12 protein-coding genes and 1 other RNA gene are annotated in these 13,406 nt (G+C 41.2%); all 13 read right to left on the minus strand.

The genetic code is table 11. The annotated features are described in order from the left end of the window. Nucleotides 1-132 precede the first annotated feature (132 nt). The 13 genes from NQ550_RS10755 to NQ550_RS10815 all read right to left on the minus strand — a co-directional run bounded on the left by NQ550_RS10755 (nucleotide 133) and on the right by NQ550_RS10815 (nucleotide 13,405). Nucleotides 133-1,317: a sporulation protein YqfD gene (locus NQ550_RS10755; RefSeq protein WP_025579036.1), complete on the minus strand. Its 1,185-nt coding sequence runs from the start codon at nucleotides 1,315-1,317 to the stop codon at nucleotides 133-135. Beyond that, nucleotides 1,311-1,595 carry a YabP/YqfC family sporulation protein gene (locus NQ550_RS10760; protein ID WP_020993926.1) on the minus strand — a complete coding sequence of 95 codons (285 nt, stop codon included), beginning with the start codon at nucleotides 1,593-1,595 and terminating at the stop codon, nucleotides 1,311-1,313. The genes NQ550_RS10755 and NQ550_RS10760 overlap by 7 nt, the downstream gene beginning before the upstream one ends. Before the next feature lie 73 nt (nucleotides 1,596-1,668). Next, nucleotides 1,669-2,205, minus strand: a complete 537-nt coding sequence (locus NQ550_RS10765; protein ID WP_022381410.1) for a DUF2284 domain-containing protein — start codon at nucleotides 2,203-2,205, stop codon at nucleotides 1,669-1,671. A gap of 38 nt (nucleotides 2,206-2,243) precedes the next feature. Further along, complete coding sequence (gene rlmH, locus NQ550_RS10770; protein ID WP_022381411.1) at nucleotides 2,244-2,723, minus strand: 23S rRNA (pseudouridine(1915)-N(3))-methyltransferase RlmH; 480 nt, start codon at nucleotides 2,721-2,723, stop codon at nucleotides 2,244-2,246. Between the two features lie 50 nt (nucleotides 2,724-2,773). Continuing rightward, complete coding sequence (locus tag NQ550_RS10775; protein WP_025579034.1) at nucleotides 2,774-3,865, minus strand: chitobiase/beta-hexosaminidase C-terminal domain-containing protein; 1,092 nt, start codon at nucleotides 3,863-3,865, stop codon at nucleotides 2,774-2,776. A 13-nt stretch (nucleotides 3,866-3,878) separates the two neighbouring features. Beyond that, nucleotides 3,879-6,578: an FtsK/SpoIIIE family DNA translocase gene (locus tag NQ550_RS10780; protein ID WP_025579032.1), complete on the minus strand. Its 2,700-nt coding sequence runs from the start codon at nucleotides 6,576-6,578 to the stop codon at nucleotides 3,879-3,881. Nucleotides 6,579-6,620: 42 nt separating this feature from the next. Beyond that, a complete protein-coding gene (locus NQ550_RS10785) occupies nucleotides 6,621-7,526 on the minus strand; it encodes an undecaprenyl-diphosphate phosphatase (RefSeq protein ID WP_081026415.1) in 906 nt (301 codons plus the stop codon). Nucleotides 7,527-7,761: 235 nt separating this feature from the next. Further along, a complete protein-coding gene (locus NQ550_RS10790) occupies nucleotides 7,762-8,658 on the minus strand; it encodes a YihY/virulence factor BrkB family protein (RefSeq protein WP_025579029.1) in 897 nt (298 codons plus the stop codon). Between the two features lie 231 nt (nucleotides 8,659-8,889). Further along, on the minus strand, nucleotides 8,890-9,951 hold the full coding sequence (locus NQ550_RS10795; RefSeq protein ID WP_025579028.1) for an aldose epimerase family protein: 1,062 nt from the start codon (nucleotides 9,949-9,951) through the stop codon (nucleotides 8,890-8,892). A 78-nt stretch (nucleotides 9,952-10,029) separates the two neighbouring features. Then, nucleotides 10,030-10,211: non-coding RNA, 6S RNA (gene ssrS / locus NQ550_RS10800), on the minus strand. A 242-nt stretch (nucleotides 10,212-10,453) separates the two neighbouring features. Continuing rightward, nucleotides 10,454-11,944: a threonine synthase gene (gene thrC, locus NQ550_RS10805; RefSeq protein ID WP_022381416.1), complete on the minus strand. Its 1,491-nt coding sequence runs from the start codon at nucleotides 11,942-11,944 to the stop codon at nucleotides 10,454-10,456. A gap of 435 nt (nucleotides 11,945-12,379) precedes the next feature. After that, the gene (locus NQ550_RS10810; protein ID WP_029677001.1) at nucleotides 12,380-13,216 is read right to left on the minus strand and encodes a cell wall hydrolase; all 837 of its coding nucleotides are present in this window, start codon (nucleotides 13,214-13,216) and stop codon (nucleotides 12,380-12,382) included. 60 nt (nucleotides 13,217-13,276) lie between these two features. Then, nucleotides 13,277-13,405 carry a hypothetical protein gene (locus NQ550_RS10815; RefSeq protein WP_259840116.1) on the minus strand — a complete coding sequence of 43 codons (129 nt, stop codon included), beginning with the start codon at nucleotides 13,403-13,405 and terminating at the stop codon, nucleotides 13,277-13,279. Between the last annotated feature and the right edge of the window lies 1 nt (nucleotide 13,406).

The raw sequence follows: 13,406 nt of genomic DNA on the forward strand, positions 1-13,406 counted from the left end.
GTCCTTTCCTGTTGATAAGTTAATAATGGATTATTGCCTCGTTTATGGACGATAATCAAAGTCCGGTTAAAACCAGATGCATCCATTGTAACACCTCCCTGCAACTTTTTAAATACAAATTTTTATGGAATTTTATGTTATCCGGCTTTTTTCGCCTGTCTGTTCGATGATAAGCAGGGTTCCTCCGGTAATGCACAGAGATTCTGTCAGCCTGGTAGTAATATGATTTTCACTGATCTTAATGCCATTTTGAAGCAGCTTCTTTTCATATTGATGAAATCTTCGCACAGCTTCCTTCTCGGCTCCTTTCCTGGTATAGGTTTCTTCTTTTACTGTATAATCAGTAGTTTCGGTCCATCCGATCCATACAGGAAGTATAAAATTTTCTGTGATACGCAGAGGAATTTCCTCTGTGATACGTTTCTGACCTGTATGTAATGTCGGATACAATCCCAGATACCAGTGCCCAAACCGGAAGTACATTTCTTTTTTCTTTTTGCCGGCAGGGATTTCTGTACGGTATTTTAATGGAAATTCCTGATAATAGGAAATTTGTCTGGAAATAAAAATATCCGCATCTGCATGAACGTATTCCTTTCGCAGGACTTCCTGACTGTCATTCATGATATGAAGTTCCCCGGATACCAGAAGTTCCCCTTTTTTGCAGGAATCCCCGGGCTTTTTTACCGGTATGCCCCTTCGGACGATCATATCTGTGATCACTCCGTCCTTGTCTGCGAGCAGATTACAGGGTGAGGTATTACTGTTGGTTTTTTGGGGGATAATTCCTTCCTGGATATTAAGAATCAGACGGGTTCCTTCTATTCTGGCAGATACCCAGGTAATCTCCGGAAAATTTTTCCGTACAGTTGCTGCAACTTCTGAACAGTTGATCTTTTTTTTGGACATCCCATGGTTTATATCCTGCTTATCCAGAAAATCGAGGATTTCTCCGGTACTGTTTCTGACATTTCCTTCAATGTGGATATTCCAGATTCTCCCTGTCAAAAAAAATATCAGGATACCTCCCAGAATCATGCCTGTAAAAAAAGCCTTTCTTTTTTTATTCCTTAAAAAAAAGAAGGGCATTCCCCGTCTCTGTATGATCTGAATATGTACACCTGTTTTATTCCGGAGAGGTCTCAGGCGAAAGAAATCAGCGGCCTGCATTTGTGCCATAAGCTGGCCGTCCTCTCTGTACCGGATCTTTTCCATATAAACTTTTCTGCTTTTGCAGAGATTCAGAAAGCGTTCCAGATTTTCTCCTCTTACAAGGATGATCACATAACCATATATTAATTTCAAAAATTTCAACATTCGCTGTCACCCGCTTTTATATCATAAATACTTCCCGTCACTTTCATTGCACTGGAATTGTACCAGCGGATTTCAAGATTTTTCCCGGATATGGTCACTTTTCCGCAAAAAGACTGTATCACAATTTCAGAAGGTGTATATTTAAAAACAGATTTATAATTTTCGATAACAGCTTCCGTCTGACCTGTCAGTGTGACGATCGTTTCATTATATGCCAGATCAGGCGGAAGTTCTAATGCCAGCACCATCCGGTTTTTCCATTGTCCTGCTTTTTTCATAAAAAAAGCTCCCCCGGCTTTTACTATCAGTCTATGCCGGAAGAACTTTCTTTAAAACACGTTTCAGCAGCAATCATCGAAACAAAACCATAGAAAACCACAGAATTGTATTTCCACCCAGATTATATTCCATAGATTCACGCTCTACAATCTCATTTACTACTACACCATGACTTTCCAGACATGGATGCATCCGATCAGGATATCTGCATGGCTTTCCCTCTTTATAGGCACATTTTTCACAGATATCACAGGATTCTGTAGACAGGATATAAGTTTCATACCCTTCTTTATTCAGATATTTTCCCACCTCTGTAGTCAGGTCCTCGTGTGCCCGTCTTGTAGAAAGCATTTCTTCCATGTTCATGATATCCGAAACTTCCGCTACACTGGAAAAGAAAACAGCCTGAGGATAACTTTTTATTTTTTTTTCACATTCCTGCAGGGTTCCTACTGCGGGGGGACAGGCCCAAGTAGAATCATAACGTTCGCATTCTTCTTGGCAGATCGTGCGTACGCGTTCCTGAATTGTAATATCTTTTGTGTCCAGTATGCGGTATTCAAAAATCGGGTACTGTGAAATGAATTCTTCAAATTTTTCTGTGTTCATAGTTTTCTTCTTTCTTTTGGACTTGTTGGTACATTCGTTCATTTATGGTAGGGTTCGTGATTCATAATGCGGTAGCTTCTGTATATCTGTTCCAAAAGGATCATCTGCATCAGCTGATGCGGAAAAGTCATTCTGGAAAAGCTGAGTTTATAATCTGCACGTTTCAGAACACTCTCACTCAGTCCTAAGGAACCTCCGATCACAAATGCAATGGAACTGATACCGGAAACTCCCAGTTTCTCAATTTTTTGAGAGAGTTCTACAGAATCCGGCGTTTTTCCGTCAATTGCCAGTGCGATAACATAATCCTGTTCGCGTATATGTTTCATCAGACGTTCGCCTTCTGTATTTTTAATCTGTGTGTTCAGTGCTTCTGACGCTTTATCCGGTGTTTTTTCATCTGCTACCTGACAGAAAGTCAGCTTGCAGTATCTGCTCAGCCGTTTGGCATATTCTGCGATTCCGTCACATAGATATTTTTCTTTGATCTTTCCAACTGTAACAATACGGATTTCCATGATCTTCTTCCTTCTATTTTAATAAAATCAGCGATAAAATCACAGTATTTTTAGTACTGCAGATAATATTCCATAGCAGTCATTTTACTGGTCTTGCCATTTGCTGCAACAAGAATAACATTCAGCCTATGGTAACCCACAGGCATGGAGATTGGCTGTTCATAAACAGTACTGTTAAGATCCGGTTCAGAATCAAATGCATAATATGCCTTACATCCATCCGGAACAGTGATCTTAATCTCTGTTTTTTTATTGTAATCCCCTGATTTAGGTGTTACCTTAGGGGCTTTCGGTGCATTTAAAACAATCACATACTTTCTGCTGATCACATCACTTTCGATGTTTTTATCATTTACACCAAAGGCTTTTAATTCACTTGTGCCTTCCCTCAGAATAATAGGTTCTGTATATACTTTACTCTTTCTGGTAGGTGTGCTTCCATCTAATGTGTAATAAATCTTTTGGCAGTTACCTTCCAGTTTCAGAGTCTGCGTTGTAGTATAGGTTCCGGGGGCAGGATTTGATACAGGTGTTTCGCAGATATATTCTGCGCAGGCATTCTGCACCTCTCTGTCAGCAGATTTCAGGATCAGTCTGACTTCGTTGGTCTTTCCCTCCTGTGTAAGAAGCTTCACATACTCTTTATATATTCCTGTTCCCGCAGTTTTGTTCTGGATAAACGGGCGCAAAACAAGAAGTGCAGATCGTTTATCGCCTGATTTCTCCATACTTTTGGCCAGAAGAAGATTGGCGGCTTCATTTTTGGGATTTTTATCCAGAGCATTTTCTGCAATCCGCTGTGCTTCTTCATAGTTTTGCTGTGCATATTGTTTTTTTGCTCTGGAATATAAGGCAGAAAAAGTATTTAACTGTCGATAACAAAAGAACCCCAGCAGTGTCGCCGCACACAGAAGCAGACATAGAAGCTGTTTTCTGCTGAATTTCAGCTTTCTTCTTTTTGGATGTTTGAAATATTTTATAATTTCTGTTTTCTGTTTTTTTTCGGATGGGCGGTTCTGCTGCTCCTTTTTCATCAGAGTTTCCACTGTGCTGAATTCTCTTACCCAGGGTATCTCCGCAAGGCAGTAGGGGCAGTACAGAGAGCCTTTTTCCACCTCTTTATGACATTTAGGACATTTCATAGACAGTCCTCACTTACTGATTTTCCAGATAATTCTGAAACTCCTCCATAGACATAAGAACTTTTCTCGGTTTTGTTCCCTCTTCCGGTCCCACTACACCTGCGTCGCAGAGCTGATCCATGATTCTTGCCGCTCTGTTGAAACCAATCTTAAACATTCTCTGCAGCATGCCAATAGAAGCTTTCTCTTTCTCTATGATAAACTTACCTGCTTCTTCAAAATGGATGTCCCTTTCATCTCCGGACATACCTGTTGTTACAGGAGAATTTACCTGCTGCTCGATCTGTTGGTTATACTGGACACCCGGATTTTTATCTGCAAGAAATTCAACCACAGCACTTACCTCATCATCAGATACAAATGCACCCTGAAGTCTTGCAGGCTTCTGATATCCCTGAGGATAAAAGAGCATATCACCTTTTCCAAGAAGCTTCTCGGCTCCGTTCATATCCAGAATTGTCCTGGAATCCACACCGGAAGATACAGAGAAAGCAATTCTGGAAGGCATATTCGCCTTGATCAGACCGGTGATAACATTTACAGACGGTCTCTGTGTGGCAATGATCAGATGGATACCTGCCGCACGTGCAAGCTGGGCCAGGCGACAGATAGCATCCTCCACCTCTCCGGGCGCAACCATCATAAGGTCTGCAAGCTCATCCACGATGATCACGATCTGCGGCATTTTTACAGGTTCTTCTTCAGCTCCTGCCGCCTTGATCTGCTCTGCTTTTCTATTATATTCATCCAGATTACGGACACCGTACTCCGCAAATGTATTGTAACGGTTTGTCATCTCCTGTACTGCCCAGTTTAATGCGCCTGCTGCTTTCTTCGGATCTGTCACAACCGGAATAAACAAATGTGGAATTCCATTATACACACTGAGCTCTACTACTTTAGGATCGATCATGATAAGCTTTACTTCATCCGGATTTGCCTTGTACAGGATACTGATAATAAGTGTATTGATACATACTGATTTGCCTGAACCGGTTGCACCTGCGATGAGAAGATGTGGCATTTTGGCAATATCCGCAACTACAGTCTTACCTGCAATATCCTTTCCTACTGCAAAAGAAAGTTTGGATTTTGCCTTCTGAAATTCTTCTGACTGGAGCAGATCTCTGAGCATAACCGTACTGTTCTCTTTATTGGGAACCTCAATGCCCACTGCTGCTTTGCCGGGGATCGGTGCTTCAATACGGATATCAGGAGTGGCAAGATTCAGTTTGATGTCATCTGCAAGACCTACAATTTTGCTGACCTTCACTCCCATCTCGGGCTGAAGTTCATAACGGGTAACTGTTGGTCCGCAGCTCACATTAGTGACAGTCACGTTCACGCCGAAATTGTGAAGTACTTCCTGGAGTTTTTTTGCAGTCTTACGCAGATAGGCATCAGAATCCCCCTGAGCTTTGCTGCTTCCTTTCTTCAGCAGATTTAAGGCTGGAAATTTATATTCTTTTTTTACGGCTGCTTCCTGTCGGGTGATCTCATGCTGAATGTTTACAATTCCGCTCTGTATCTCCTTTTCAGAAGATTTGGGGTTTTTCGAAGGCGGCCGCACTGCCTTCTCATCCTGAAAAGGGGGCAGATCTTCCTCCGGTTCTGAAACCACAGATTTCTTCCGGTCAGTGACAGCATCTTCAAATGGAAGGTCTTCCTGCTGTTGTGATTCATTATCTGCCTCGTATGTATCCGGGGATGTATCCGCTCTGTGAATCTCAAAATTCATCGGAGCATCGATGTATGGTTTATTATCCGCATCATCAGAGGATTTAATCCCTGTGTTCTCGGTATTCTCCGCAGCTTCGGCTGTTTCTGCTGCTGCTTTATCTGTATCTGCTGCTTTTTTCAGAAGTTTCCCCTTTTTCTTTGGCTTCTGTTCAGAATAGCCTGCCAGCTTGGTTCCTTCCAGAAAGCCGCCTTTTTTCATTTTTTTTGCTTCCGAAGGATCCATGAGAAAGTCATCATCTGAAAATTCATCATCGCCAATTTCTTCCTCCAGTCTGCGGACTCTTTCTTCACACCGCTGTTCTCTTATAAGCTGACGTTCTCTGGCACGTTCTTCTCTATATCGCTCACGTTCAGGCTGCCCCTGCATATAGCGCATATGTCTGTCTTTTACAAAATCACACACCTTTATAACCAGCCGCGTTACAAAATCAAGCAGAGAGCGCTGTGTGATAATGATCATACATACAACAAATGCCAGTATAATGATCACATATCCGCCGATAGTTCCAAAAGCAGATGTGACAGAAATACAGATCGCTCCTCCGATCAGACCACCGCCTGTTTTATAATCTGCGCTTAAAGCATAATAATCCAGCAAAGTTGTACTCTGCATATATCCGTCTGTGAGAAGCTGCGCTGCCCCACACAGAAACAGAAACATCACAAACGCCGCTGCAAGTTTCTTATATGCCAGCCGGTTTGTTTTATTGATCAGAATAAATGCTGATTCAAGGAAAAATACGATTGGAAACAGATATGCCATCAATCCCATCAGTCCGAAACAGAAATTACTGATCGCATCTCCCACAAAACCACCTGCTCCAAAATTGCTTGCCATCAGGATCACACATGCGGCCAAAATCACAAATAATATGATTTCTGTCTGAAATCTGCCGACTTCCTGTTCCATTGCTGTCTTCTTTTTTGTATTTCTTCCCGAATGCCCGGTATTCTTACTCTTTGATGCTGCCATTCTAAGGCTCCCCTCCTTGATCTTCTCGTAAATATCTTCCCTTTACAGGGCAAAATTTAATGCCAGTGTAATAATACCGACTATAAATGAATAATATGCAAAATAGCGTAATTTTACATTCTGAGTCATGGCTATTGTATTTCGGATAACAAGACATCCCGCAAAACCGGCGATGATCATTGCAAATACATAGGTAAACCCAAGTCCTGCCGTCATTTCAGAAGCACCAAAATTTCCGATTTCCGTAAAAAAAGCACCTATGATAGCAGGCAGACTCATAAAAACAGAAAAACGAACCGCAAATTTGCGGTTATATCCGCATAACAGTGCAGCACATAACGTAAATCCCATTCTGGAAATCCCCGGAAAGACAGCAAGCCCCTGACAAATTCCAATCCACATGGCGCTGTCATAAGAAGCCTCTCTCGGTCCCTTTTTTCCACCGGATTTATTCAGATCTGTTACCAGAAGAAATACGCCTGTAAGTAAAAATCCGATTCCCGGAACAATCTGAGAGTCCGCGGCCAGAAGAGCCAGCCGTTTTCCTGTAAGTCCCAGAAGTGCTGTTGGGATCATGGAAATCACAAGAAGTGCACCTGTTTTCCGATATGTTCCGGTGACTATTCTGGCATAGCCCAAACTTTCCCCTGTCTTCTTGTTATGGATATATAGATTCAGATTACCGATCATATCCATAAACATCCCCAGAAGTCCCAGTCCGATTTTTTTTAAATCTTTGCGGAACAAAAATATAATTGCTGCCGCACTTCCAAGATGGAGCATCGTTTCTGACAGCAATCCGGTTTCGTGACCGATTCCCATATATTGTTCCAATATGCATAAATGTCCCAGGCTGCTGACAGGAAGAAATTCCGTCACAGCCTGAATGACAGCCAAAAATATCAAATATACAACGATCATAGAACTGATTCCTTTTTGTTTCTCCAAAATTGTGGTTTATTATAGCACACTCAGAAAGGCTTTACAATAAAAAGCCCCCTGACTGTCATGTTCACAACGTAGCCAAAAGTTACTGTTCACTCCGTTCCCAGCAACACGCTTCGCGATGCACAGAATTTATGCTAATCGCATAAATTCGCGCAGTATGTCTCGGGTTTTCTGTGACCTTCGCTCACAAAAAACACCTCGCGGGATATTACCAGTGAACAGTAACAGCCAAATTTCATTCATTTTCCTGCTGTTTTTTTTCTTTTTCATGTGCCAGCAGTTCCTGTACCGATTTATGTGCAATCCGGAATTCTTTTTCAAAATAAGCATTGATCTCTGCACCGTATAACAGAAGATTCATACAGATATACAACCACACCATGACCATGATGATCGTCGCAAGGTTTCCGTACATATTACTGAACCCCGGAAAAATCTCAAAATAAAAAGAGAATCCGTATGAAAATATCGACCATGCAACTGCTATGATCAAGGCTCCGGGAATCTGGCTTTTGAATGTGGCTTTTCTGTTCGGAAGAACCTTATACAACATAAGAAAAACCAGAAACAACACACCAAATACCAACAGTGCTCTTGCCCCCAGTATTTTTCCCAGAACTCTTCCAAGAAAAGGAATATATCTTGATACAGCTTTCTGTATTTCGTTTCCGAGTACAAGCATAAGCAGAGACACGATTACCGCAATCACCAGTGATAAAGTATAGAATACTGCATAAATTCTGGTTAACAGCCAGTTACGGGTTTCTTTTACGTGATAAATGGTATTTAATCCATTGATGATAGACTGCATTCCTTTTCCGGCAGACCACAGTGCCACAATTGCTGACAAAGGGACAATTGCAGTACTTCTTTTGTATACATCTACCACGATTCCCAGAACAAAACTCTGCAGATTCTCCGGAATAAAAGCAACAATCGCATCCCTGACTACATTATAGGTCAGAGGTGTATACCGTACCAGTGTAGTCAGAAACAGAATACAGGGAATAAAAGACATGATCAGAAAATACGCTGCCTGTGTCGCATAAGCTCCTACGTGATCTCCGGATACACGTTCCATAAACCCGAATAAAAGCCCTGTAACAGACCGGGTTTTATTTTTCTTTTTCATATATGTCTCCATTCTGTTATTTTACAGCAGTCATTTTAGATAATGCATTTATGGTGATTGCTGTAATTATAAAGATAACTGTTTCGAATATCTCTGTTTACTATCATACCATGAAACTGCCGTTATGACAAACATGAATTATGGATAATAAAATCCGGTTCTTTTCATGCTGGAACGCTGTAGATATGAAAAAAACCGGATCAATATGTAATTAGTTTTATGGTCAGATTTTTACTTTCTGATGTAGAAATGATAAGCAGTCACAGAATCATACTGTTCACCTGCATTAAGAATCGGGGAGTGGAAATCTTCAACATTGACCGCATTCGGTTCAACCTGCGTTTCCAGACAGAAAGCATCCCGCTTATTGTAAGTATGACCATTTTTACCATGTTCATTTTCGACAAAATTTGCTGCGTAAAACTGTACACATGGACAGTCGGAAGTGACATCCATGGCAATTCCGGTTTTATCACTGTATGCGGTTGCGATTAGTCTTCTGTTTCCTTTTGCATAATTGTCTGTCACATAATTGTGGTCATATCCGCCTGTGAATTTCAGCTGCTCAAATTCTGCTTCAATATCCTGCCCGATCTGTTTGGCAGTTCTGAAATCCATGGGAGTCCCTGCAACTTCCTCATACACTCCTGTAGGAATGGAATGACTGTCGGCTACAGGTGTATAATATTTTGCATGGATTGTAAGATACTGATCCATGGCGGTTCCGCTTCCCTCACCATTCAGATTGAAATAAGAATGATTTGTCATATTGGCAACTGTCGGCTCATCGCAGATTCCCTGATAATGGATCCTCAGTTCGTTGTCTTCCGTAAACTCATATTTTACAGACACATCAAATTCTCCCGGGAAACCATTCTCGCCATCCGGACTTATACGGTTAAATATAACACTGTTTTTATCATCGGAAATCTCAGCCACTTTCCAGAGCTTTTTTTCAAATCCGTCAGGACCGCTGTGAAGATTATTGTCATTCTCATTCTGAGCAAGAACTACTTCTTTGCCATTGACAGAGAATTTCGCACCGCCGATGCGGTTTCCGTTTCTGCCGATGGTTGAACCGAAAAAGCATCCATTTACTTCATAAGATGCCAGATCATCATATCCAAGTACTACGTCTGTTAAAGTACCATCTTTATCAGGTACGCAGACCTTAACCAGGATTGCTCCAAAATCTGTCACTTCCGCATATGCCCCGGATTTGTTTTCCAGATGAAAAATTTTTACTGTTTCCCCAGTCTGTAATACACCGAACTTTCTTTCAGAAACACCCATTGTTTCCAACCTCCCGTATCATAAAATAATATTAAATCCAAAAGATAATAAAAAAGAGCCTCTCTACGGCTCATTTTTACAGTTCCCGAAATGCCGTTCCCTTCCCATTGACGCCTAGCCATAGCTAGGTGGGTATCCTCAACAGACCTTCTGTCTTCCGCTGCATAATGACGGCCTGACATCCGGCCTGCGATGTTGGGTTCCCGTTAAAGTCGATGTAGGTTCAAAAAAAGAAGGGGCCTCGTACATTTCAGGATATTCACTGTTTTTAACTGATTTTTATTATACTCCAGTATATGTTCTTTTTCAACATAAAATGTAGAATTAATTATATTTTTTATAATATGGAGATTATCGGTTAATGTTCACACACCACTATCCCGCGAGGTGTTTTGGCATGAATATGCCAAAATCCCGAGACATACAAGCCAAAATTCCATTGCCGCAGGCAATCTGGAATGAATTTTGGCTACGTTACTGTGAACGGAGTGAACAGTAACGATTATCGGATTCCAAGGATATCTTTTACTGCCTTTGGCATATCCGGCGCATCTACCACCCGGTTATGAAGCACCGGTGCTGTGCGGATCGTCTCAACTGCCTGTGGAAGTTTCACTCCGGAAAGCGCACTCAGTTCATCAGCCAATGCAAAATCATCCTTACCGTCTGTATCTGCTCCAAGTGCTTCCATTACACTTCTTGTAAATTTATATGGGCTTGCTGTGGATGCAATGACAGTTGGTGTGGTATCATTGGTATCTTTTACATATTTGTCATAAACACCTGCTGCAACTGCAGTATGGGTATCTATCACATAATGACTGTCTTTGAAGATTTCTGCGATTGTTTTTGCTGTTTCGTCTTCTGTACAGTAATTGCCATAGAAGTCTGCAAGCTGTGCCTTCATGTCTTCTGTGATGGTATACTCGCCGCCTGCAGTAAGAGACTGCATCAGCTCTGCACATTTTTTTGCATCACCGCCTGCGATACGGTAGATCAGACGTTCCAGATTGCTGGAGATCAGAATATCCATGGACGGTGAGGTTGTAAGGATAAAGTCACGCTTTCTGTCATAAGTTCCTGTACGGAAGAAATCATACAGAACCTTGTTATCATTGGAGGCACAGATAAGTTTGTGAACCGGAAGTCCCATCTGTTTTGCATAATAAGCAGCCAGGATATTTCCAAAGTTTCCGGTAGGTACTACCACATTGATCTCCTGACCGTCTTTGATCTTGCCCTGACGTACAAGTGATGCATATGCATATACATAATAAACGATCTGCGGTACCAGACGTCCGATATTGATAGAGTTCGCAGATGAGAACTGATATCCTGCAGCATCAAGTTCTGCTTCCAGTTCCTTATCATTGAACATTTTCTTTACGGCAGTCTGTGCATCGTCAAAGTTTCCGGTAATTCCCACAACATATGTATTGTTGCCTTTCTGAGTTACCATCTGTTTCTCCTGGATAGGACTTACACCATGTTTCGGATAGAAAACGATGATCTTGGTTCCCGGAACATCTGCAAATCCGGCCATTGCCGCTTTACCTGTATCTCCGGAAGTAGCGGTAAGAATAACAATCTCATTTTTTACCTGATTCTTCTTAGCAGCTGTAGTCATAAGATGTGGAAGAATTGATAATGCCATATCCTTAAACGCAATGGTCGCACCATGATACAGCTCAAGGAAATAAGCTCCGTCTGCTTCATGAAGCGGTGCAATCTCTTTTGTATCAAATTTTTCATCATAGGCATTGTTGATGCAGTTCTTTAATTCTTCTTCTGTAAAATCAGTAAGGAAACATTTCATTACTTCATATGCTGTCTCCTGATAGCTCATCTTTGCCAGCTCATCCATTGGGACATCCAGCTTCGGAATCTCTGTCGGCACAAATAAGCCGCCATCCTCAGAAAGCCCCTTTAAAATAGCCATAGAAGCTGTTACGGTTTCTTCTTTTCCTCTTGTGCTTTTGTATAATACCTGCATGATATTTCCTGCCTTTCCAAAGTTATTCGTAACTGTTCAGTATATTGGCAGTAATAATAAACCGCTGAACAGTTACAGTTATTCATTTCGCCAATTGAGCACATTATAGCATATACTTTAGCAAAATACTATCCTAAATTATTTCTCTTTTTCTATCTTTTTATGATTGATTACTGTTCACTCTGTTCACAGCAACACGCTTCGCGATGCACAGAATTTATGCTAATCGCATAAATTCGCGCAGTATGTCTTGGTTTTTCTGTGACCTTCGCTCACAAAAAACACCTCGCGGGATATTTCCAGTGAACAGTATCTATGATCGATTACTATAAATCAAAAATATGGACATATTCTTTTGTTCCCGAAGAATATGTCCATATTTTGAGCAGTATTACCGCAATCCTGTTAAATGAGTTATATGAAGAGTATCGTTTATTACGATCCTGTGGAACTTTCTGCTGAATCCGGATAGGTATAAAATTCATGTACGCCGTATTTAAACAGCCTTTTCAGATCTTTCTCAAACCAGGAGACATTCTGGCTTTCAGCTTCAGATTTCTGAATAAAAAACAGTGCTCCTTCTGAATAATCCACACCTTCAAGAGCCTGTCTGACGGCTTCTCTTGTCTCATCTGTAACAGTTACTTCATTGATACGTCCGTCATAAGTCGGTGAAAACTGCGGAACACCATTGGTATTCTGCCATACCACTTCTGTGACTGTATCGGGAAATTCCTTATTCTTTATACGGTTCATGATCACATTGGCAACCAGAATACGTCCCTTGACATCCTCAGTACCTGCTTCAGCTTCTACAATATGAAGCAATGTATCATAGTCCTCATCCGACATCATCCGGGCACTCTCTGCAAGAGCCGCTGTCCTTGCATCCAACTCATTGATGCTGCTCTCCATAGAAGAGCTGACATCGAATTCTGCCATATTATCTTCAATAACTTTGATTCTCTGACCGACCATTACCTGTTCACAGGAAGTTCCGATACGTGTGACTGATTTTTTGGGAGAAGCTGTATCATTCATTCCGGATACTACTCCTGCAATTCCTGTTGGCAATACATCTGTTTCGTCAGCATCAGAGGAAAAAGTTTTCCCCCTATTTTCAGAAGCTGCATATACTTTGTTTTTTCCATTAAAATCTGCTATTCTGCCGCCTGCTGCAAACGCAATCGCCGTACAGGTACACACTGTAACCAGTATCAGACTCCGCGCCGGATTGCCGGACTGTTTTGACTCTTTTTTCTGAACTTTCATACTTATCATTCCTTGAGTTTTTTTAATTACAGGTTTTTATGGCTGTAACATTTCTGTAACTTATAAGAAAATTATATTTAATATAATTGATTTTGTCAAGCTTTTTTCATATTTTTGTAACATTTTGGCTTGCAAAAAAGAAAAAAGGAAGGTTCCATCAATGAAATCTCCCTTTAATATATGCTTCATT

Origin of the sequence: Blautia wexlerae DSM 19850, from assembly GCF_025148125.1 — a bacterium.
In the GTDB taxonomy this organism is placed as follows: domain Bacteria; phylum Bacillota; class Clostridia; order Lachnospirales; family Lachnospiraceae; genus Blautia_A; species Blautia_A wexlerae.

Coding starts and splice junctions, on each gene's coding strand:
- NQ550_RS10810 (WP_029677001.1), bottom strand. CDS start 13,216: ATGAAAGTTCAGAAAAAAGAGTCAAAACAGTCCGGCAATCCGGCGCGG.
- NQ550_RS10760 (WP_020993926.1), bottom strand. CDS start 1,595: ATGAAAAAAGCAGGACAATGGAAAAACCGGATGGTGCTGGCATTAGAA.
- NQ550_RS10755 (WP_025579036.1), bottom strand. CDS start 1,317: ATGTTGAAATTTTTGAAATTAATATATGGTTATGTGATCATCCTTGTA.
- NQ550_RS10780 (WP_025579032.1), bottom strand. CDS start 6,578: ATGGCAGCATCAAAGAGTAAGAATACCGGGCATTCGGGAAGAAATACA.
- NQ550_RS10795 (WP_025579028.1), bottom strand. CDS start 9,951: ATGGGTGTTTCTGAAAGAAAGTTCGGTGTATTACAGACTGGGGAAACA.
- NQ550_RS10775 (WP_025579034.1), bottom strand. CDS start 3,865: ATGAAATGTCCTAAATGTCATAAAGAGGTGGAAAAAGGCTCTCTGTAC.
- NQ550_RS10765 (WP_022381410.1), bottom strand. CDS start 2,205: ATGAACACAGAAAAATTTGAAGAATTCATTTCACAGTACCCGATTTTT.
- NQ550_RS10790 (WP_025579029.1), bottom strand. CDS start 8,658: ATGAAAAAGAAAAATAAAACCCGGTCTGTTACAGGGCTTTTATTCGGG.
- thrC (WP_022381416.1), bottom strand. CDS start 11,944: ATGCAGGTATTATACAAAAGCACAAGAGGAAAAGAAGAAACCGTAACA.
- rlmH (WP_022381411.1), bottom strand. CDS start 2,723: ATGGAAATCCGTATTGTTACAGTTGGAAAGATCAAAGAAAAATATCTA.
- NQ550_RS10815 (WP_259840116.1), bottom strand. CDS start 13,405: ATGAAGCATATATTAAAGGGAGATTTCATTGATGGAACCTTCCTTTTT.